This window comes from Amycolatopsis balhimycina FH 1894, from assembly GCF_000384295.1.
GTDB lineage: Bacteria > Actinomycetota > Actinomycetes > Mycobacteriales > Pseudonocardiaceae > Amycolatopsis > Amycolatopsis balhimycina.
Map to the genome: position 1 here is coordinate 10,594,228 of NZ_KB913037.1, position 21,192 is coordinate 10,615,419.

The 21,192-nt window shown below is 71.3% G+C and carries 18 protein-coding genes; 13 read left to right on the forward strand and 5 right to left on the reverse strand.

The genetic code is table 11. The annotated features are described in order from the left end of the window. Together glpK (A3CE_RS0148585) and A3CE_RS0148590 are read right to left on the reverse strand one after the other, a co-directional pair. The coding region (gene glpK / locus A3CE_RS0148585; RefSeq protein WP_020647392.1) for a glycerol kinase GlpK at positions 1 to 1,416 on the reverse strand (1,416 nt) is incomplete at its 3' end. 10 nt (positions 1,417 to 1,426) lie between these two features. Beyond that, complete coding sequence (locus tag A3CE_RS0148590) at positions 1,427 to 2,179, reverse strand: IclR family transcriptional regulator (protein ID WP_020647393.1); 753 nt, start codon at positions 2,177 to 2,179, stop codon at positions 1,427 to 1,429. A 154-nt stretch (positions 2,180 to 2,333) separates the two neighbouring features. Between A3CE_RS0148590 and A3CE_RS0148595 the strand changes: the two genes are divergently transcribed. Genes A3CE_RS0148595 through glpD form a run of 3 tightly spaced genes read left to right on the forward strand, consistent with a single transcriptional unit; the run spans position 2,334 to position 6,406 of the window. After that, positions 2,334 to 3,155, forward strand: coding sequence for an MIP/aquaporin family protein (locus A3CE_RS0148595; protein ID WP_020647394.1), 822 nt, complete (start codon positions 2,334 to 2,336; stop codon positions 3,153 to 3,155). Between the two features lie 30 nt (positions 3,156 to 3,185). After that, on the forward strand, positions 3,186 to 4,700 hold the full coding sequence (gene glpK / locus A3CE_RS0148600) for a glycerol kinase GlpK (RefSeq protein WP_020647395.1): 1,515 nt from the start codon (positions 3,186 to 3,188) through the stop codon (positions 4,698 to 4,700). Further along, positions 4,697 to 6,406, forward strand: a complete 1,710-nt coding sequence (glpD, locus tag A3CE_RS0148605) for a glycerol-3-phosphate dehydrogenase (protein WP_211231884.1) — start codon at positions 4,697 to 4,699, stop codon at positions 6,404 to 6,406. The genes glpK (A3CE_RS0148600) and glpD overlap by 4 nt, the downstream gene beginning before the upstream one ends. 61 nt (positions 6,407 to 6,467) lie before the next feature. Here the strand turns inward: glpD and A3CE_RS0148610 are convergent, their stop codons facing one another. Then, positions 6,468 to 7,346 (reverse strand): aminoglycoside phosphotransferase family protein, encoded by an 879-nt coding sequence (locus A3CE_RS0148610; protein WP_020647397.1) that lies wholly within the window; start codon positions 7,344 to 7,346, stop codon positions 6,468 to 6,470. A 91-nt stretch (positions 7,347 to 7,437) separates the two neighbouring features. Here A3CE_RS0148610 and argG point away from each other — a divergent pair, with 91 nt between their 5' ends. Continuing rightward, positions 7,438 to 8,883 carry an argininosuccinate synthase gene (gene argG / locus A3CE_RS0148615; RefSeq protein WP_020647398.1) on the forward strand — a complete coding sequence of 482 codons (1,446 nt, stop codon included), beginning with the start codon at positions 7,438 to 7,440 and terminating at the stop codon, positions 8,881 to 8,883. A gap of 51 nt (positions 8,884 to 8,934) precedes the next feature. On the opposite strand, the gene A3CE_RS0148620 is transcribed toward argG, so the two are convergent. Continuing rightward, positions 8,935 to 10,089, reverse strand: a complete 1,155-nt coding sequence (locus tag A3CE_RS0148620; RefSeq protein ID WP_020647399.1) for a permease — start codon at positions 10,087 to 10,089, stop codon at positions 8,935 to 8,937. A gap of 116 nt (positions 10,090 to 10,205) precedes the next feature. Here A3CE_RS0148620 and A3CE_RS0148625 point away from each other — a divergent pair, with 116 nt between their 5' ends. After that, positions 10,206 to 11,450, forward strand: coding sequence for an FAD-binding protein (locus tag A3CE_RS0148625; RefSeq protein WP_020647400.1), 1,245 nt, complete (start codon positions 10,206 to 10,208; stop codon positions 11,448 to 11,450). Here A3CE_RS0148625 and A3CE_RS0148630 read toward each other — a convergent pair. After that, on the reverse strand, positions 11,447 to 12,430 hold the full coding sequence (locus A3CE_RS0148630) for a LacI family DNA-binding transcriptional regulator (RefSeq protein ID WP_026469594.1): 984 nt from the start codon (positions 12,428 to 12,430) through the stop codon (positions 11,447 to 11,449). The genes A3CE_RS0148625 and A3CE_RS0148630 overlap by 4 nt on opposite strands. A 344-nt stretch (positions 12,431 to 12,774) precedes the next feature. Here A3CE_RS0148630 and A3CE_RS0148640 point away from each other — a divergent pair, with 344 nt between their 5' ends. The 8 genes from A3CE_RS0148640 to A3CE_RS0148675 all read left to right on the forward strand — a co-directional run bounded on the left by A3CE_RS0148640 (position 12,775) and on the right by A3CE_RS0148675 (position 21,184). Then, positions 12,775 to 13,959, forward strand: a complete 1,185-nt coding sequence (locus A3CE_RS0148640) for a Gfo/Idh/MocA family protein (protein ID WP_020647403.1) — start codon at positions 12,775 to 12,777, stop codon at positions 13,957 to 13,959. Positions 13,960 to 14,167: 208 nt separating this feature from the next. Further along, positions 14,168 to 15,466, forward strand: a complete 1,299-nt coding sequence (locus A3CE_RS0148645; protein WP_245589747.1) for an ABC transporter substrate-binding protein — start codon at positions 14,168 to 14,170, stop codon at positions 15,464 to 15,466. Between the two features lie 3 nt (positions 15,467 to 15,469). After that, positions 15,470 to 16,447, forward strand: coding sequence for a carbohydrate ABC transporter permease (locus tag A3CE_RS0148650; protein WP_020647405.1), 978 nt, complete (start codon positions 15,470 to 15,472; stop codon positions 16,445 to 16,447). Then, positions 16,444 to 17,289, forward strand: a complete 846-nt coding sequence (locus tag A3CE_RS0148655; RefSeq protein WP_020647406.1) for a carbohydrate ABC transporter permease — start codon at positions 16,444 to 16,446, stop codon at positions 17,287 to 17,289. The genes A3CE_RS0148650 and A3CE_RS0148655 overlap by 4 nt, the downstream gene beginning before the upstream one ends. A 4-nt stretch (positions 17,290 to 17,293) precedes the next feature. Further along, complete coding sequence (locus A3CE_RS0148660; RefSeq protein WP_020647407.1) at positions 17,294 to 17,866, forward strand: YesL family protein; 573 nt, start codon at positions 17,294 to 17,296, stop codon at positions 17,864 to 17,866. Next, positions 17,863 to 18,996, forward strand: coding sequence for a Gfo/Idh/MocA family protein (locus A3CE_RS0148665; protein ID WP_020647408.1), 1,134 nt, complete (start codon positions 17,863 to 17,865; stop codon positions 18,994 to 18,996). Before A3CE_RS0148660 ends, A3CE_RS0148665 begins: the two co-directional genes overlap by 4 nt. Continuing rightward, on the forward strand, positions 18,996 to 20,228 hold the full coding sequence (locus A3CE_RS0148670; RefSeq protein ID WP_020647409.1) for a Gfo/Idh/MocA family protein: 1,233 nt from the start codon (positions 18,996 to 18,998) through the stop codon (positions 20,226 to 20,228). Before A3CE_RS0148665 ends, A3CE_RS0148670 begins: the two co-directional genes overlap by 1 nt. Next, a complete protein-coding gene (locus tag A3CE_RS0148675; RefSeq protein WP_020647410.1) occupies positions 20,225 to 21,184 on the forward strand; it encodes a DUF6807 domain-containing protein in 960 nt (319 codons plus the stop codon). Before A3CE_RS0148670 ends, A3CE_RS0148675 begins: the two co-directional genes overlap by 4 nt. Positions 21,185 to 21,192 lie beyond the last annotated feature (8 nt).

Here is a 21,192-nt window from a genome sequence, read left to right on the forward strand (position 1 = left end):
CAGCCACTGGCCGGCCCGGTGCCAGTTGCGCCGCAGCCCCTCCAGGTCCGGCCAGTAGCCGACCGACAGCCCCGCCGCGTATGCCGCGCCCAGCGACACCGTCTCCGCCACCATCGGGCGGACCACCGGCACGTCGAGGACGTCGGCGATGCACTGCATCAGCAGGTTGTCGGCCGTCATCCCGCCGTCGACCTTCAACGTCGTGAGCGCCAGCCCGGAGTCGGCGTTCATCGCGTCGACGACTTCGCGGGTCTGCCAGGCGGTCGCCTCCAGCACCGCCCGCGCCAGGTGGCCCTTCGTGATGTACGACGTCAGCCCGGCGATCACGCCGCGCGCCTCGCTGTGCCAGTGCGGTGCGAACAGCCCGGAGAAGGCGGGCACGATGTAGCAGCCGCCGTTGTCCTCGACCGTGCGCGCCAGGGTCTCGATCTCCGGGGCGCTGCCGATCAGCTCGAGGCCGTCCCGGAACCACTGCACCAGCGACCCGGTGACGGCGATCGACCCTTCGAGGGCGTACACCGCGGGCTCGTCGCCGATCTTGAAGCCGACCGTGGTCAGCATGCCGTGGGTGGACAGCACGGGCGTCGGGCCGGTGTTGAGCAGCAGGAAGCTGCCGGTGCCGTAGGTGCACTTCGCCTCGCCGGGTGCGAAGCAGGTCTGGCCGAACAGGGCCGCCTGCTGGTCGCCGAGCGCGGCCGCGATCCGGATGCCCGGCACCACCCGGGACGTCGTCCCGTAGACCTCGGTCGAGGAGCGGATCTCCGGCAGCATCGCGCGCGGGACGTCGAAGAACTCCAGGAGCTCGTCGTCCCAGCTGAGCGTGCGCAGGTTCATCAGCATGGTGCGGGAGGCGTTGGTGACGTCGGTGATGTGCACGCCACCCTCGGCGCCGCCGGTGAGGTTCCAGATCAGCCAGCTCTCGATGGTGCCGAAGAGGACGTCGCCGCGTTCGGCGCGCTCGCGCAGCCCCGGCGTGCGTTCGAGCAGCCAGCGGATGCGGGGCGCGGAGAAGTACGTCGCCAGCGGCAGGCCGCACAGCTGCCGGACGCGGTCGGCGCCCGGCTCCCGGGCGAGCTGCTCGAGCATGGCGTCGGTGCGGGTGTCCTGCCAGACGATCGCCCGCCCGACCGGGTTGCCGGTGCGCCGGTCCCACAGCACGGTCGTCTCGCGCTGGTTGGCGATCCCGAGGCCGACGACCTGGTCGGCGGTCGCGCCGGCGTCGGCGAGGGCCTGCGGCACGATCCGGGACAGGTTCCGCCAGATCTCGACGGCGTCGTGTTCGACCCAGCCGGGGCGCGGGAAGTGCTGCTGGTGCTCCCGCTGCACGACGGAGACGAGCCGGCCCCTGGCGTCGAACAGGATGCACCGGGTGGAGGTGGTGCCCTGGTCGACGGACATCACGTACCGCTGGACCATGCCCCTCCCTTCACCATCGGGACGCACCCAGGTCGCGCGACACCGCGCGCGCCGCGTCGCGGACGTGGCCCAGCAGCCGCGGGCTGGGGCTGCCGTCCGGTTCGCAGATGCGCTCCACCGCGCCGGACACCCCGATCGCGCCGACCACGATCCCGCCGTGGCCGCGGATCGGGGCCGCGATCCCGGCCTCGCCGGAGATCATCTCGCCGTTCTCCGCCGCCCAGCCCGCCTCCCGTACCTTCGCACACGCCCTCTTGATCGCCGTCTGGGTGACCAGCGTGCGGCGCGTGTACGGCTCCGGGTCCGCCTTCAGCGTCGTGTCGTAGGCCAGCAGCACCTTGCCGAGCGCGGTCGCGTGCAGCGGCAGCAGCGTACCGACGTCGAGGGTCTGCAGGCTGTCGTCCGGCCGGAACACGTGGTGCACGACCAGCACCCGGCCCTCCAGGGGCGCGCCGATCCGGACCGCCTCCCCGCTGCGCGAGGCCAGCGCGTCGGCCCAGTTGATCGCCCGGGACCGCAGCTCGTTGACGTCGAGGTAGCTCGTGCCCAGGTGCAGCAGCGCCGCGCCGAGCTGGTACTTGCCCGTGTCGCGGTCCTGCTCGACGAACCCGACGCCCTGCAGCGTGCGCAGGATCCCGTGGGCGGTGCCCTTCGCCAGTTCCAGGGACTCGGCGATCTCGCCGACGCCCAGGCGCCCCGAGCCGCGCGCCAGCAATCGCAGGATCGCGGCGGCGCGCTCGATGGACTGGATCGGACCGGGCACGGCGAGACCCTAGCCCGACCGGCCACGATTCGACAATGTCGAACATCCAGTTCAGCCGTTCGACAATGCCGACCGGTGTCCGTTGACCGGTCTGACACGCGAACTTAACTTTCATCCACCAGTAGGGGGACAAGGTCCTTTGTGGAGGAAAGCAATGGTGCGAAGCCTCAAGGCCCGTGGACTCGCCGGCGAGATGGCCGCCGAGTTCGTGGGAACGATGATCCTCATCCTCTTCGGGTGCGGGGTGGTGGCGCAGGTCGTCGCCGCGGGGATCGGGGACCACGACAGCATCGCCTGGGCCTGGGGCCTCGGCGTCACGCTCGGTGTTTACGTCGCTTCGCGGATCAGCGGCGCACACCTGAACCCGGCGGTCACGATCGCCCTCGCGGTGTTCAAGGGCTTCGAGTGGCGCAAGGTCGCCCCCTACGCCCTGGCGCAGACCGCCGGCGCGTTCCTCGCCGCCCTGCTGGTGCGCTGGAACTACACCGAGGTCCTCAACGCCAAGGACCCCGGCCTGACGATCAAGACGCAGGGCGTGTTCTCCACCCTGCCCGGTAACGGCACCCTCCCGGTGGGTGACTGGGGCGCCTTCCGCGACCAGATCATCGGCACCGCGATCCTCGTCCTGGTGATCTTCGCGATCACCGACCTGCGCAACACCGCCCCGGCCGCGAACCTCGCCCCGGTCGTCGTCGGCTTCCTCGTCGTCGCGATCGGCATGGCCTGGGGCACCAACGCCGGCTACGCGATCAACCCCGCCCGCGACTTCGGCCCGCGCCTGGCGTCCTGGCTGACCGGCTACGACACGGCGTTCACCGACCAATACGGCTTCCCGTACTGGTGGATCCCGATCGTCGCGCCGGTGATCGGCGCGGTCATCGGCGGCGCGATCTACAAGTACCTGATCGAGCGGCACCTGCCCGCCGACGCCCCGCTGGACGCCCTGCCCGCCAAGGACCTCGAGCCCGCCAGCTGACTTCCGCCGATCGACTACAGGAGCACGACCATGCCGGACTTCGTCGGTGCCGTGGACCAGGGCACGACCAGCACCCGCTTCATGATCTTCGACCACGGCGGCAACGAGATCGCCCGCCACCAGCTCGAGCACGAGCAGATCCTGCCCAAGCCGGGCTGGGTCGAGCACGACGCCACCGAGATCTGGGAACGCACCCGCTCGGTCATCGCGACCGCACTCAACAAGGCCAACCTGACCGTGAACGACCTGGCCGCGCTCGGCATCACCAACCAGCGCGAGACCACCGTCGTGTGGAACCGCCGCACCGGCCGCCCGTACGGCCACGCGATCGTCTGGCAGGACACCCGCACCGACCGGATCGCCTCGGCGCTGGAGCGCGAGGGCAAGGGCGAGGTAATCCGCCGCAAGGCCGGCCTGCCGCCCGCCACCTACTTCTCCGGCGGCAAGCTGCAGTGGATCCTTGAGAACGTCGAAGGCGTGCGCGAGGACGCCGAGAAGGGTGACGCCCTCTTCGGCACCACCGACTCGTGGCTCATCTGGAACCTCACCGGCGGCCCGGACGGCGGCGTCCACGTCACCGACCCGACCAACGCCTCGCGCACCATGCTGATGGACCTCGAGACCCTCGACTGGGACGACGAGCTGCTGTCGTTCTTCACCGTCCCCCGGCAGATGCTGCCGACGATCCGGCCGTCGTCCAACCCCGGCTTCGGCACCACCCGCGCGGACGGCCCGCTCGGCGGCGAGGTCACCATCACCGGCGTCCTCGGCGACCAGCAGGCCGCCACCGTCGGGCAGGTCTGCTTCCGGCCCGGCGAGGCCAAGAACACCTACGGCACCGGCAACTTCCTGCTGCTCAACACCGGCCAGGAGCTGGTCCGCTCCCAGCACGGCCTGCTGACGACGCTGTGCTACCAGTTCGGCGACGAGAAGCCGGTCTACGCGCTGGAAGGCTCGATCGCCGTCACCGGCTCGGCCGTGCAGTGGCTGCGCGACCAGCTCGGCATCATCAGCGGCGCGGCCCAGAGCGAGAGCCTGGCCCGCCAGGTCGAGGACAACGGCGGCGTCTACTTCGTCCCGGCGTTCTCCGGCCTGTTCGCGCCGTACTGGCGCTCCGACGCCCGGGGCGCGATCGTCGGCCTCACCCGCGCCACGACGAACGCCCACATCGCGCGGGCGACGCTCGAAGCGATCTGCTACCAGACCCGCGACGTCGTCGAGGCGATGCAGAACGACTCCGGCGTCACGCTCGACGTGCTGCGGGTGGACGGTGGCGTCACCGCCAACGAGCTGTGCATGCAGCTGCAGGCGGACATCCTCGGCGTGCCGGTGTCGAAGCCGGTCGTCGCCGAGACCACCGCGCTCGGCGCCGCGTACGCGGCCGGGCTTGCCGTCGGCTTCTGGAAGTCGACCGACGAGCTCGAGCAGAACTGGAACGAGGACAAGCGCTGGACGCCGTCGTGGAGCGACGAGCAGCGCGCCGAGGGCTACGCGGGCTGGCAGAAGGCCGTCGGCCGCACGCTCGACTGGGTCGACGTGCAATGACCCCGAGGAGGAACACCGTGACCCCGCTTTCCCCGCAGTACCGGGCGGAAACCCTGCGGAAGCTGGTCAACGAAGAGGTCGACGTGCTCGTCGTCGGCGGCGGAGTGACCGGGGCCGGCGTTGCGCTCGACGCCGCCTCCCGGGGGTTGTCGACCGCGCTGGTCGAGGCCCGCGACTTCGCCGCCGGCACGTCCAGCCGGTCGTCCAAGCTGATCCACGGTGGCCTGCGCTACCTGGAACAGCTGGACTTCAAGCTGGTCCGCGAAGCGCTCAAGGAGCGCGGGCTGCTGCTGCAGACGCTGGCCCCGCACCTGGTGCGGCCGGTCAAGTTCCTGGTCCCGCTGACGCACCGGGTGTGGGAGCGCGGCTACATCGGCGCCGGCGTCACCCTGTACGACACCCTCGGCGGCGCCCGCGCGCTGCCGAGGCACCGGCACCTGTCCAAGCGCGGCGCCTTCAAGGCGGCTCCGGCGCTGGCGGACGACGCGCTGATCGGGGCGATCCAGTACTACGACGCCCAGGTCGACGACGCCCGGCACACGATGACGATCGCGCGGACGGCCGCCGAGCAGGGCGCTTCGGTGCTCACGCGGACTCGCGTCACTTCGCTGCTTCGCGAGGGTGAGCGCGTCGTCGGGGCGAAGGTCGTGGACCGCGAGAGCGGGGTCGAGTTCGAGATCCGGGCTCGCACCGTCGTGGCCGCGACCGGCGTGTGGAGCGACGACATGGCGGAGGCGGCCGGCATCCCCGCGCCGTTCACCGTCCGCGCGTCCAAGGGCATCCACCTGGTGGTGCCGCGGGAGAAGATCGACCTCGACACCGGGCTGATCCTGCGGACCGAGAAGAGCGTGCTCTTCGTGATCCCGTGGGGACGGCACTGGATCGTCGGCACCACCGACACCGAGTGGGACCTCGACCGCGAGCACCCGGCGGCGAGCCGCGCGGACGTCGACTACGTGCTCGAACACCTCAACGCCGTGCTCCGGACGCCGGTGACGCACGACGACATCGAGGGCGTCTACGCGGGTCTGCGTCCGCTGCTCGCGGCGAAGGCGGCCGCGACGACGAAGCTGTCGCGGGAACACGCGGTGGCGCACCCGGTGCCGGGCCTGGTCATCGTGGCCGGCGGCAAGTACACGACGTACCGGGTGATGGCCGCGGACGCGGTCGACGCCGCTGTCGCGGAGATCGGCCGCCCGGCGCCGCCGTCGTGGACCGACCGGCTCCCGATCGCCGGGGCCGAGGGCTACGCCGAGCTGTGGGAGGACCGGTTCGCCGTGGCCGCGAAGTCGGGGCTGCCGCTGACGCGCGTCGAGCACCTGCTGCAGCGGTACGGCACGCGGATCTGGAACCTCCTCGAGCTGATCGAGGAGCAGCCTTCGCTCGGGGAACCGATCACGGAGACCTCCGAGTACCTCCGCGTGGAGGCCGTCTACGCGGTTTCCCACGAGGGGGCGCTGCACCTGGAGGACGTCCTCACCCGGCGGACGCGCATCTCGATCGAGGAGCGCGACCGCGGCGTCACGGCGGCGCCCGTCGTCGCCGGGCTGATGGCACCGCTGCTGGGCTGGGATGCCCACCGGACCGGCCGCGAGGTGGCGAACTACCTCGCGCGCGTCGAGGCGGAGCGCTCGGCGCAGGAAGCACCGGACGACGCGGCGGCGAACGCCACCCGCCTCGCGGCCCCGGCCCTCCTGCCCAGCTGAGCTGCTCCGCCGAGGTCCGTGAATGGCACATTGAGGGACTCTAAGTCCCTCAATGTGCCATTCACGGCTTTGGCCGGCAGCCGAGGGCGGCGAGGGCGTAGCGGGCGTTGCCCGAGATGACCGGGTTCGTGTGCCGGTAGTAGGGGAGCTGGATCACCGCCATCGACAACGCCCAGCCGCGGCCGCGTGCCCAGGTCGCGTCGTCGGTGCCGACGGCGTCGCGGAAGGTGTGCCGGGTTTCCGCGGTCAGCAGGTTCCACGCCGGGATCAGGTCGCACGCCGGGTCGCCGAGGCCCGCGGTGGCCCAATCCAGGACTCCGGTCAGGCGGCCGTCGCGCAGCAGCAAGTTGCCGGGCATGAGGTCCGAATGCACCCAGCACGGCCGGTCTGTCCACTTCGGAGCGTCGAGCGCCTCGGTCCAGACGGCGAGGGCCGCCTCCGCGTCGAACGGCTCGTCGGTGCGGCTCAGCTCCTCGATCGCCCGTCGGGTGGCTCGGTCGACGGGAGCCAGCGGCTTTCCGCGGTACGCCGGGGGACCGTCCGCCGTGTTCGCCCGCAGCGCGAGGACGAACTCCGCCAGGTCGCGGGCCGGTGCGTCCAGGCCTTCGAGTGCCGGGGAGCCGTCGAGCCAGCCGTGCACCGCCCACGGCCACGGATACCCCTCGGCCGGTTCGCCCACGGCGACGACGGCCGGGACCGCCACCGGCAGCCCGCCGAGTGCGGTGAGGACCCGCGCTTCCTTCGCGATGTCACCGGCGCCGCCCGCGGTCAGCGGGAGCCGGACCGTGAGGTCGTCGCCCAGGCGGTAGACGGCGTTGACCGTGCCGCCCGAAGCCAGGGGAGTGACCGGCAGGCCGGCCCACGCCGGGAACTGCCCGCGCACGAGCCGCCCGACGAGGTCGGTGTCGATGGCGTGCTCGTCGGCGTGCATCCGGCCCATGTGATCACCGAACCACGCACGTCAACGAGGTTTCCGTGAGCCACGGCACCCCGGATTGCACGACGATGCATCGCCGTGCATAATCATTCGCATGTCCAAGGTGCTCACTTCCCTGCCCGTCGGCGAGCGTGTCGGTATCGCCTTCTCCGGTGGCCTCGACACTTCCGTAGCGGTCGCGTGGATGCGCGACAAAGGCGCGGTCCCCTGCACCTACACCGCCGACATCGGCCAGTACGACGAGCCCGACATCGACTCGGTGCCTGGGCGGGCCGGCCAGTACGGCGCCGAGATCGCCCGGCTGGTCGACTGCAAGGAAGCCCTCGTCGAAGAGGGGCTCGCTGCGCTGACGTGCGGCGCGTTCCACATCCGCACCGGCGGCCGCAGCTACTTCAACACCACCCCGCTCGGCCGCGCCGTCACCGGCACGCTGCTGGTGCGCGCCATGCTCGAGGACGACGTCCAGATCTGGGGCGACGGCTCCACCTACAAGGGCAACGACATCGAGCGGTTCTACCGCTACGGCCTGCTGGCCAACCCCTCCCTGCGCGTCTACAAGCCGTGGCTCGACGCGGACTTCGTCACCGAGCTCGGCGGCCGCAAGGAGATGTCCGAGTGGCTGCTCGCGCACGACCTGCCCTACCGCGACAGCACGGAGAAGGCCTACTCGACCGACGCCAACATCTGGGGCGCGACGCACGAGGCCAAGTCCCTGGAACACCTGGACACCGGCATCGAGATCGTCAAGCCGATCATGGGCGTGGCGTTCTGGGACCCCGAGGTGGAGATCGCCCCCGAGGACGTCACGATCGGCTTCGAGCAGGGCCGGCCGGTGACGATCAACGGCAAGGAGTTCGCCACCGCCGTCGACCTGGTCCTCGAGGCCAACGCCGTCGGCGGCCGGCACGGCCTGGGCATGTCCGACCAGATCGAGAACCGGATCATCGAGGCCAAGAGCCGCGGCATCTACGAAGCGCCCGGCATGGCGCTGCTGCACGCCGCCTACGAGCGGCTCGTCAACGCGATCCACAACGAGGACACCCTCGCCAGCTACCACAACCACGGGCGGCAGCTCGGCCGGCTGATGTACGAGGGCCGCTGGCTGGACCCGCAGGCGATGATGCTGCGCGAGTCGCTGCAGCGCTGGGTCGGCACCGCGATCACCGGCGAGGTGACGCTGCGGCTGCGGCGCGGCGAGGACTACTCCATCCTCGACACGACCGGCCCGGCGTTCAGCTACCACCCGGACAAGCTGTCGATGGAGCGGACCGAGGACTCGGCGTTCGGCCCGGTCGACCGGATCGGCCAGCTGACCATGCGCAACCTCGACATCGCCGACTCGCGGGCGAAGCTGGAGCAGTACGCGAGCCTCGGCATGGTCGGCGGCTCGAACCCGAAGCTGATCGGCGCCGCCCAGGCCGCGTCGACCGGCCTGATCGGCGCGATGCCCGAGGGCGGCGCCGAGGTGATCGCCTCGCGCGGCAGGACCGACGACGTCGAGCTGCTCGACAACGCCGCGATGGAGTTCGGCACGGACTGATCGCTCACGACCCGAAGGCCACCACGGATCTCGTGGTGGCCTTCGGTGCTTTCACGCGTGGTGCCCGGCGTCGGGCGCGCCGCCCATCATCTTCAGCATGCCGGCCCCGCCGGTGCGCGCGAACCGCACCACGAGGACCGCCGCGAGGGCCAGGAACACGATGTTCAGCCACGTCGTGTAGTTCCAGGAGATGCCTTCGCGCATCACCGTTGCCGAGCGCGTGGCCGGGATCAGGCCGGTGACGCCGAAAAGCAGCTCGATGACGTAGCCGGCGCCGACCATCGAGGCGTAGAACGTGCCGAGCAGCACCAGGGTCATCCGGGTGCCGTAGTACTTCCGGTAGATGTTCAGGATCGGCAGGATGAGCAGGTCGGCGAAGAGGAACGAAACGACGCCGCCGAAGCTGATGCCGCCGTTCCACAGCACCGCGGCCAGCGGGACGTTGCCGATCGAGCACACGAACGCGAGGATCGCCACGACCGGCCCGATGATCGGCCCCCAGAACGCCGAAGCGACCGGGTGGTCGGTGAAGAACAGCGCCCGCCACCACGATTCGGGGACCCAGGCGCCGACCGCGCCGGCGATCAGCAGCCCGATCACCAGGTCGCGCAGGATCGCCGCCCACTCCATGACGAACACGTGCGCCACCGCGGTGAACCCGCCGGCGGAGAACAGCCGCTGCCCGAACGTGCCGGGTCCCCGCACGGACATGTCCATCGCCGCGTGGCCCTCCATCGACCCGGCGAGCCCCTTTTCCGCCTGCTCGCGAGCCGTCTCCAGCAGCCGACGGCGGACGAACAGCCGGAACAGCACGGCCAGCAGCACGATCATGATCGGGCCGCCGACGAACTCCGCCGCGGTGAACTGCCAGCCCATCAGCAGGGCGAGGATGATCCCGAGCTCGACGACGAGGTTGGTGGAGCCGATTTCGAAGGCCATGGCGGCGGTGAAGTGCGCGCCCCGGCGGAACAGCGACCGCGCCAGCGCGACCGCCGCGTAGGAGCAGGACGACGACGCGGCGCCCAGCAACGACGCCACCGCGAGGGTCCGCGGCCGGTCGTCGCCCATCAGGCGCACGATCGTGGCCTTGCGGACGACGGCCTGAACGATCGCCGACAGCAGGAACCCGAGGATCAGGGCCCACAGGATCTCCCAGGTCATAGACCCGGCCAGCGCCAGCGCCTCGCCGATCTCGGCCACGGTCATCGCCTCCCGATACGCCCACGGGGTATCCGCCCGCGACTGTACCGGCTTACCGAGGCAGGTGTCGCGGCCGCGTAGGGTCGGCGGGGAAGATCCGGAACGATGGAAGGACACGGCGGGTGGGCGAGTCGAACTGGGCGGGGAACCACGCCTACGGCGCGGACGCGGTACGGACCCCGCGCACGGTCGACGAGGTGCGGGCGGCCGTCGCCGCCGCGACCGGCGTCAAGGCGCTGGGCAGCAGGCACTGCTTCAACGACATCGCGGATTCGCCCGGCGGGGTCCTGCTCGACCTGAGCAGGCTCGACATCCCGGTCGAGATCCACGACGGGACGGTGACCGTCGGCGGGTCCGCCCGGTACGGCGACTTCGCCGGGCAGCTGCACGCCGCCGGGTTCGCCCTGCCCAACCTCGCCTCGCTGCCGCACATCACCGTGGCCGGCAGCATCGCCACCGGCACGCACGGCTCCGGGCGGCGGCAGCCCGGGCTCGCCTCGGCCGTCTCGGCGATCGAGCTGGTGACCGCCGACGGCGGGCTACGGACGTTCACGCGCGAGGACGGCGAGTTCCCCGGGCTCGCCGTCGGCCTCGGCGCGTTCGGCGTCGTCACCCGGCTGACACTGGACCTGGTGCCCGCGTTCGACGTGCGCCAGGACGTGTTCGACGACCTGCCGTGGGACGCCGCGTACCGGCACTTCGACGAAATCGAAGACGCCGGCTACAGCGTCAGCATGTTCACGAACTGGGTCCACGACGTCGTCGACCAGGTGTGGGTCAAGAGCCGCGTCGACGCCTTCACGGACCGGCCCGGGCTCTTCGGGGCGGTCCCTTCCGACGGGCCCCGGCACCCCGCGCACGCGGCCGGCATCCCGGCGGACAACTGCACGCCGCAGCAAGGCGTCCCGGGCCCGTGGCACGAGCGGCTCCCGCACTTCGCGCTGGCGTTCACCCCGAGCGTCGGGGACGAGCTGCAGTCGGAGTACTTCGTGCCCTACCGGCACGCGGTGGCCGCGGTGCGGGCGGTCCGGGAGATCGGCGACCTCGTCGCGCCGCTGCTGCTGGTGTCCGAAATCCGCGCGATCGCGGGCGACGAAGCGTGGCTGAGCCCGTGCCACGGCGGCGACCGGGTGGCGCTGCACTTCACCTGGCAGCCGCGGCAAACCGACGTCGAGGCGGTGCTGCCGGTGCTGGAGGAGCGCCTGGCCCCGTTCGAGGCGCGGCCGCACTGGGGCAAGCTCTTCCACGGCGGCGGCCTCGACGAGCTGTACCCGCGGATGGCCGGCTTCCGCGCACTGGCCGGGGAACTCGACCCGGACGGTAAGTTCCGTAACCCGTTCCTGGACCGGCACGTCTTCGGCGGCTAGCCGGCCGGCGGGGCCGTCGTCGCGCGGACGATCAGGTAGGTGTCCAGCACCTGCGTCGTGTGCGCGTCGGCCTCGCCGTCGAGCAGGCCGAGCAGGATGGTGACCGCCGCCCGGCCCGCCGCCTCGGTCGGCATCGCGATCGTCGTCAGCGGGGGCGCGGAGATCGCGGCGAAGACGAGGTCGTCGAAGCCCACCAGGCTGATTTCGTCCGGCACCGGCACGCCGCGGGCGTTCAGCCGTGCCAGCGCGCCGAAGGCGACGAGGTCGTTGTAGGCGACGATCGCCGTCACGTCCGCCGCCAGTGCGAGGTCGGCGCCCTGCAGGCCGCCCTCGAACACCGGCGGGAACGGGCCGAACTCGACGACGTCCGTGCCGTGCCGTTCGGCGGCTTCCGCCAGGCCCAGCCGGCGCGCCCGGTTCGACCACGACATCCGGGGCCCGCCGAGGTAGGCGCAGCGGCGGTGCCCGAGCGCGGCCAGGTGCTGGATCGCCTGCCGCATCCCGTCCGCGGCGTCCATCACGATCGACGGGATCCCGGGCACCTCGCGGTTGAGCAGCACCAGGGTGGTCTGCCCGGCGAGCGCGCGCAGCTGGTCGTCGGACATGCTCGGGCTGCACAGCACGACACCGTCGACCTGCCGGGCCATCCGGCGGACGAGGTTCTGCTCGGTCGCCGGGTCTTCGTCGCTGTTGGCGAACAGCACCGCGATGTCGTCCTGGCGCGCGCGGGCCTGGACGCCGTTGAGCACTCCGGTGAAGAACGGGTTGCCCAGGTCCGAAACCACGATGCCGATGTGCCCGGTGCGCACCGACGGCACCGGCTGGGCCGCACCGGCGGCGTGGTAGCCCAGCTCGTTCGCCGCGGCCAGGACCCGGGTGCGGGTCTGCTGCCGGACCAGATCCGGGGACGTGAACGCCCGCGACACGGTCGAGATCGACACGTTGGCCCGGCGGGCGACGTCGTGAATGGTCACGCTCACGGCTACTCCTCGGCAGGGTCCTGCAACATCATGAGAACGCCCGGGAGCGTTGTCAACAACTCCGACTGCGTTGGGGGAGCGGGAATCCGCTCCCCGCTGGGCCACACCAGGGGCCGTTCGGATGAAAATCCTGAAAACCGTTTGCGGTGGCGATTCCAGTAAGCGCTCTCTCGAATCTCCGGCAGCCATTCGGGCTAACCCGCCGTCGACAATTTCGACCCGGCAGTCCCGCATATTGACACGTTTGTCGCGCACGCCCTACGGTGACGGCCGGAAGTTTCTCCCGAACTCCTGACCCATTCGTCAGTTGCGCGCGGCCCCCGGCGGCCGCCGATCGGAGATCCATGTCGGGGAGCAGGAGCCGCACCGTCGCGGAGCCGCCGAGGCTGGCCGTCGTCGGCACGTCCGGGTACGCCTTCAGCTACCTGCACCGGGCCCGCATCCTGCACGACGAGGGGCTGATCTCCTTCGCCGGCATGGCCGACATCCGGCCACCTTCGGCCGCCGCGATCGCGCTGCTGCCGGAAGGTGCCACGGCGCACGTCGGCGTCGACGACCTGCTTCGCCGGTGCCGCCCCGACATCACCGTGGTCGCGACGCCGCCGCACGCCCACGTCCAGGTCGGCGGCGCGGTGCTGCGGGCGGGCAGCGACCTGCTGCTGGAGACCCCGCCGGTGCTCGACCTCGACGGCTTCACCACGCTGTCCCGGCTCGCCGCGGAGACCGGATCGGCCTGCCAGGCCGGGTTCCAGAGCTTCGGCTCCCCGGCGTTGCCCGTCCTGCGCGCGGCGATCGCCGCGGGGAAACTCGGCGAGATCGCCGGGGTCGGCGCCGCCGGCGCCTGGATCCGCACCGACGCCTACTACCGCCGCAACCCCTGGGCGGGCCGCCGGTGGCTCGACGGCGAGGCCGTCGTCGACGGCGCCCTGACCAACCCGTTCTCCCACGCCGTGGCCACCGCCCTGCTCGTCGGCGGGGTCGCCGGGCGCGACCCGGCCGAGATCGCCCTGGAGCTCTACGGCACGCGCGACATCGAAGCCGACGACACGGCGTGCCTGCGCATCCGGTTCGGCGACGGGCCCGAGATCGTCGTCGCCGCGTCGCTGTGCGCCGAGCAGGACCACGAGCCCTACGTCGTGGTGCACGGTGCCGAGGGGCGGGCGAAGTTCTGGTACAAGAGCCACCGTCTCGAGATCGACGACGAGCGGGTCCACCTCGGCGAACCGGCCGACCTGCTGCGCAACCTGATCGCCCACCACCTCGACCCGGCCGGGGTGCCGCTGCTCGCGCCGCTGGCGAACACCCGGGCGTTCGCGTCGGTGGTCGAGGCGGTGCGGGACGCGCCGTCGCCGTCTCGCATCCCGGCGGGCTGGATCCGCACGGTCGGTGAAGGGGCGAGCCGGCACCCGGTGGTGCGCGGGATCGGCGAAGAGGTCGCCGTCGCCGCCGACCGGCTGGCGCTGTTCTCGGAGCTGGGCGTCCCCTGGGCGAGCAAACCGAAGGCGGAGACCGCCGAACGCACCGGATGACACTCCCGGTGCTCCCCGCGCCGGCAGCCCGGATCTCCGCCCGGTCGCTGTAAGCGCTTTCTCAACGTGCCCGCTGAACGCCGGAAACGTTGCTGCACAAGGGCTATTGCGCCCATTGCCCGTTGACACCGGTGAGGCGAACTGCCTACCGTGAGCCCGCTGACAGCGTTTTCAGAAAAGTGCTGACCGGCTGAGGACGGAGAGTTCGATGGGGCGCACAAGTGAGCGTAGGACCCAGGGGCGGGGTGTCGCCGCGCTGGCCGTGGTGGTCCCGCTGCTGCTGACCGGGGTGGCCGCCTGCGGCTCGGACTCCGGTGGCGGCGGCGACGTGACCATCAATTTCGTCTGGTGGGGCAGTGAAGGGCGGGCGAGCCTGACGAAGAAGGCCGTCGAGCTCTTCCAGCAGAAGAACCCGAAGATCAAGGTGCAGACGTCGTTCTCGGCGTACCAGGCCTACTGGGAGAAGCTGGCGACGCAGACGGCAGGCGGGAAGCCGCCGGACGTGCTCAACGTCGACAGCCGCTACCTGGCCGAGTACGGCGGCCGCAACGTCCTGGCCGACCTGAACTCCGGCGCGGGCAAGACGATCTCGCTGGCCGACGTCAACCCCGAACTCGCGGCCACCGGCGTGTACCAGGGCAAGCGGTACGCCGTGCCGTGGGCGCAGAACACCCCGGCGATGATCTACGACCCCGCTGCCTACAAGGCTGCCGGGGCGGACCCGGCGAAGGGCATGACCTGGGACCAGTTCGCGGAGGCGACCCAGAAGGTCAGCGCCGCCGGCGGCTTCTCCACGCGCGGGGCGACGGACTTCGGCATCTTCGACACGACGTGTGAGATCTGGCTGCGCCAGCAGGGCAAGCAGTTCTACACCGCGGAGGGCAAGCTCGGGTTCACCGCCGACGACCTGCGCCGCTACTGGCAGCTCACGAGCAAGTTCCGCGACGCCAAGGGTGTCTCGCCGGCGGACGTCACGGCCTCCTACAACACCTCGCCCGAGCAGGCTCCGCTCGGCAAGAAGCTGACCAGCTCGGAGTTCGCCTACGACAACCTGCTGCCGGCGTACCAGAAGGCGAGCGGCAAGCCGCTGAACGTGGCGCCGTACCCGTCGGGCGCCAACGGCGAAACCGGGCAGTACCGGCGTCCGGCGATGTTCCTTTCGGTCTCGGCACGCAGCCAGCAGCAGGAGGCGGCGGCGAAACTCGTCGACTTCCTGATCAACGACCCGGAGGTCGGCAAGATCGTCGGCGCCGACCGCGGGCTCGCGCCGAACCTCAAGGTCCGTGCGCAGCTGGCGGCCGGCGCGACTGGCAACGACAAGACCCTCTACGACTACGAAGCCGCTCTCGAGCCGAAACTCGGGGCCGCGCCGCCGGTGCCGCCGAAGGGTGCCGGCGCGATCCAGAAGCTCTTCCAGCGCACCTACGAAGAGGTCGCGTTCGGGCGGATGAGCATCGACGACGCGGTGAACCGGTTCATGTCCGAAGCCCAGAAGGGACTTTCGTAGCCGATGACGACCCTGCGCACCCCGGACCCGCCGGTCGCGCCGCCGGAGGCCGCGCGCGTCCGGCGCCGGGGCGACCGGCCGGCCGGTCGCCGCCGCAAGAGCCAGCCGGAGGCCTTCGCGTTCCTGACCCCGTGGCTGCTCGGCGCGGTGGCGCTGACCATCGGGCCGATGGTCGTCTCGCTGTACCTTTCGTTCACCGACTACGACATGTTCACGTCGCCGAAGTGGGTCGGCTTCGGCAACTTCGCGCACATGTTCACCGAGGACGACCGCTACCTGCAGTCGGTGAAGGTCACGCTGATCTACGTCCTGGTCTCGGTGCCGCTGAAGCTCACGGTGTCGCTGCTGGTGGCGATGCTGCTCAACACCCGCCGCGGTGCCAACGGCTTCTACCGGGCGGCGTTCTACGCGCCTTCGCTGCTCGGCGCGAGTGTCGCGGCGGCGCTGGTGTGGCGGGCACTGTTCATGGGCGGCGGCCCGGTGAACGAGGTCCTCGCGTTCTTCGGCTGGCACACCCCGAGCTGGGTCGACGACCCGCAGTTCAGCCTCGCCTCGATCGTGCTGCTCGGGGTGTGGCAGTTCGGCGCGCCGATGGTGATCTTCCTGGCCGGACTCAAACAGATTCCGGCGGAGCTGCACGAGGCGGCCGCGATCGACGGCGCGGGCGCGTTCCGCCGGTTCCGGCACATCACGCTGCCGATGCTGTCGCCGGTGATCTTCTTCAACCTGGTGATGGAGGCGATCCACGCCTTCCAGGCGTTCACCCCGGCGTTCGTCATCGGCGGCGGCCGCGGCGGCCCGGCCGACGCGGACCTGTTCTACACGCTCTACCTGTTCGAGGTCGGCTTCCAGGACTTCAAGATGGGCTACGCGTCCGCGATGGCGTGGGTGCTGCTGGTGGTCGTCGCGATCGTGACGGCGATCGTGTTCCGGACCGCGAAGCTCTGGGTGTTCTACGATGATACGGAGGACAAGAAATGACCGTGCTGCCGCGCACGGCGCGGTCGTTCGGCTGGCACGTGCTGTGCCTCGTCATCGTCGCCGTGGTGCTCTATCCGTTGGTGTGGCTGGCGTTCGCGTCGGTCAAGCCACCGGACGAGATCCTCTCGCGGCTGGCGCTGCTGCCCACCAGGTTCGTCTTCGACGGCTACACGAAAGGCTGGGAGGGAGCGGCGGACGTCGGGTTCGGCCGGTTCTTCCTCAACTCCTTCCTCGTGGCCGGGCTTTCGGTGGCGGCGAACGTGCTGTCCTGCTCGCTGGCCGCGTTCGCCTTCGCCCGGCTGAAGTTCCGGTTCGGGGGCGCGCTGTTCGCGTTCATGATCACGACGCTGATGCTGCCCTACCACGTCACGCTGATCCCGCAGTACGTGATCTTCCAGCAGGCCGGGCTGGTCAACACGTTCGTCCCGCTGATCCTGCCGAAGCTCCTGGCCACCGAGGCGTTCTTCGTGTTCCTCATCGTCCAGTTCATGCGCGGGATCCCGCGCGAGCTCGACGAAGCGGCGATCATCGACGGCTGCTCGGTCTACCGCACGTTCTGGCACGTCGTGCTGCCGCTGTCGAAACCGGCGCTGGTCACGACGTCGATCTTCACGTTCATCTGGACCTGGAACGACTTCTTCACGCAGATGGTGTACCTGAACGACACGGAGAAGTTCACCGTGCCGCTCGGCCTGCGGCTGTTCGTGGACACCAGCAGCGAGTCGAACTTCGGCGCGATGTTCGCGATGTCCGCGCTCGCGCTCGTTCCGATCGTGCTGTTCTTCCTCGCCTTCCAGCGCCTGCTGGTCGAAGGCGTCAGCACCAGCGGCCTGAAGGGGTGAGGCGATGCGGACCCAGAGTCGATCACCAGGGTGGCGAACCGGGCTGAGCGACTTCTCGGACTGCCTGCTGGCGGGGCTGCTCGTCGCGCTCGCGTCGGTGCCGGTGGTGACGGCCGCCCCGGCGTTCGTGGCGGGCTGCCGGGTCCTCGACCGGACCCGGCACGACATCGGACGTCCACTGTGGACGACGTTCTGGGCGGACTTCCGCGAGGCGGCCCGGGGCGGGGTGCCCTTCGGGCTCGGTTGCCTCGCGGCGGTGGTGCTGTTCGCGGTGGACCTCGAAGTGGTGGCTTCGATGCCGGGGGCGGATGTGCTGCGGCCCGCGTTGTGGCTGCTGGCGGTGGCGGGTGTGGTGGTGGCGGTGCGGACCTGCGAGGTGGTGGCCACCGGCTCGGAGCCCTGGCGCCGCGCGATCGTGACCGCGGCGCGGGAAACCGCCGCGGCGCGGGGCCACGCGCTGCTCCTCGCGGTCGCCGCCGGTGTCGCCGCCCTGCTCGTCTGGATGCTGCCGATCCTGGCCCTCGTGGCCGCCGGGCCCCTCTGCCTCGCCGCGGTGGCGACGGGCGGCCGCCGATGACGCCGGAGGTGGTCGTCTTCGGCATGGCCGGATACGCGAGCCAGCACCTGCGCCGCGCCCGCGCCCTGCACGACCGGGGCGAGCTCGTCCTCGCCGGTGCGTGCGACATCCGCGAACCCTCCGAAGAGGCGCGCGCCTTGCTGCCCGAAGGAGCGGTGATCACCCGGGACGCGGCCGAACTGCTCGCCCGCACGGCCCCGGACATCGCCGTGGTGGCGACCCCGCCGCACACCCACCTGCCCCTGGCGAAACTCGCGCTCACCGCCGGCTGTCACCTGCTCGTCGAGAAACCGCCCGTGCTCGACCTCGCGGCCTTCGACGAACTCACCCGGCTCGCCCGCGGCCGCGCCTGCCAGACCGGGTTCCAGAGCTTCGGCTCGGCCGCCGTCCCCGCGGTGCGGGCCGCGATCGAAAACGGCGAGATCGGCACGGTCACCGGCATCGCCGCCGCCGGCGCGTGGATCCGCCGGGACCGGTACTTCGCGCGCACCGGGTGGGCGGGCCGCCGTCGCGTCGGTGGGCAACCGGTCGTCGATGGGACGCTGACCAACCCGTTCGCCCACGCCGTGGCGACCGCCCTGCTGGTCAACGGCACCGCCGAGGTCCTGCCGGAGCGGACCGCCGTCGAGCTGTACCGGGCCCGGGACATAGAGTCGGACGACACGGCGTGCGCCCGGCTGAGCTTCGCCGGGGCCCCGGACGTCGTCGTCGCCGCGACACTTGCCGCCGAGGCCGACCACGAGCCGTACGTGCTGGTCCACGGCACGGCGGGCCGGATCCGCTGGCACTACAAGACGGACCTGGTCACCATCCACGACCGGCAGCTCCCAGTCGGGCCGCCGCGGGACCTGCTGGCCAACCTGGTCGAGCACGTCCGCGCCGGCGTGCCGTTGCTGGCCCCGCTGGCCGCGACCCGGGCGTTCACCGCCCTGGTGGAGGCCGTGCGGGACGCGCCGGAGCCGCTGCCCCTGCCCGCCGCATGGGTCCAGGCCGTGGGCACCGGGCCCGAACGGCACTTCGTGGTGCCGGGCGTCGACCGCGACGTCGACACCGCGGCCGAACGGCTCGCGCTCTTCTCCGAACTCTCCCTGCCCTGGACCGGCGCCGCTTTACCGGAACGAGAGAGGTGATGGCGGTGCGTCGCCACGCGATCGTCGGCCTGGGCTCCCGGGCCCAGCTGTTCGCCCGGGCACTGGCCGCGTCGCCGCGGGCCGAGCTCGCGGCCTTCTGCGACCACAACGAGACCCGGATGCGGGTCCACAACGACTGGCTGGGCACGGAAATCCCCGGCTACCGGCCGGCGGACTTCGCCGCGATGCTGGCGAAGGAGCGCATCGACGTCGTTGTGGTGTGCACGCCGGACCACACGCACGCGGACTACGTCGTCGCCGCGCTGGAGGCCGGCTGCGACATCGTCACGGAAAAGCCGATGACGACCGACGTCGACGGCGCGCGGCGCATCCTCGCCGCCCGCCGCGAGACCGGGCGATCGGTGCGCGTCGCCTTCAACTACCGGTACAACCCGGTGCACCGCAAGGTGCGGGAGCTGCTGGCCGCGGGCGCGATCGGGGAGATCGGCTCGGTCGAGTTCAGCTGGCTGCTCGACACCGCCCACGGTGCCGACTACTTCCGCCGCTGGCACCGGGACAAGGCCGGCTCCGGCGGGCTGCTCGTGCACAAGTCCGGGCACCACTTCGACCTGGTGAACTGGTGGCTCGGCAGCGGACCGGAGACGGTGTTCGCGCTCGGGCGGCTGTTCTTCTACGGGGATGAGAACGGTCGCCGGCACCGCACCGCCGGCGACCGGTTCGCGCTGGACCTCGAAGCCTCACCCAAGCTGCGCGCGCTCTACCGTGACGCCGAGCGGGAAGACGGTTATGTCCGGAACCAGGATGTGTTCGCGCCCGGTGTCACCATCGAAGACGACTTGTCGGTGCTCGTGCGCCACAACGGCGGAGCGGTGCTGAACTACCACCTGCACGCGTACTCGCCGCGGGAGGGCTACCACGTCGCGTTCTCCGGCAGCGAGGGGCGGCTGGAGCTGGACGTCCGGGAGAACGAGTACGCATCCGGCGCCGAGCCGGTGCCGAAGCGCGGGCGCGCCCGGCTGACCCTGCAACGGCTCTGGGCGCCGCCCGAGGTCGTGCTCGACCAGGCCCTCGGAGAGGGACACGGCGGCGGGGACGAGCGGATGCTCTCCGAGCTGCTCGGCGACGCCGAGCCGGACCCGCTCGGTTGCGCGGCCGACCACGAAGCCGGCCTGCAGGCCCTGCTCACCGGGCTGGCCGCCAACCGGTCCCTGGAAACCGGCCGGTCCGTGTCCGTCGAAGAACTGCTGGCGGAGATCGGGGAACCGGCGTGAGCCGGGCGGCGGTCGGGGACGGGACGCTGGAGCTGGCCGAGGACGACGACGGCCGGGTGCGGGTCCGGCTCGGCGACGTCGTCCTGGCCGAGTACGTCGTCGCACCGCCGACGCCGGCCGGCGATTCGCCGAAGCCGTACCTGCACCCGCTGCGCACCACCGCGGGGGAGACCGTGACCGCGGTCCGGCCGTACGACCACACCTGGCACAACGGCCTGCAGTTCACGATGGCCCACCTCTCGGGCGAGAACTCCGCCGCACCCGAAAACTTCTGGGGCGGCCGCACCTACGTGCGCGGCCGCGGCTACACCCCGCTCGACAACAACGGCACGATCGGCCACGTCCGCTGGGAAAGCCTCGTCTGCGCGGCGGGCCACTGCGAACTGCGGCACGAGCTGGCCTGGCGCACCGCGGCCGGGAAGCGCTGGCTCACCGAGCACCGCACGCTGCGCTTCGGCGACGTCTCGGCCGGCGACGGGCGCTGGACGCTCACCTGGTCCAGCCGCCTGCGCAACACCAGCGGCCGCGAGCTGCGCTGGGGGAGCCCGGTCACCGAAGGCCGCGATACCGCGGGTTACGGCGGGCTGTTCTGGCGCGGGCCGCGCTCGTTCGTCGGCGGCACGGTCCGGACACCGGACGGGAAGTCCGCGGCCGACGCGATGGGGCACCGCGCGCCGTGGCTCGCCTTCACCGGCCGGCACGACGAAAGCCTGCGCACCTCGACGCTGCTGTTCGCCGACAGCCCGGCGAACGCGGCCTTCCCGACGGCCTGGTACGTCCGGGCCGAGCCGTTCCCGGTCGTCAGCTTCGCCGCGACCTACCACCGGCCGTGGCTGCTCGAACCGGACGAGGAGCTGACGCTGACCCACCACGTCGTCGTCATCGACGGCGCCCCGGACGCCGCCCGGCTCGGCCGGTACGCGGCGCGCGTGCTCAAGAGACAGGAAACCGACTAGAGGAGCCG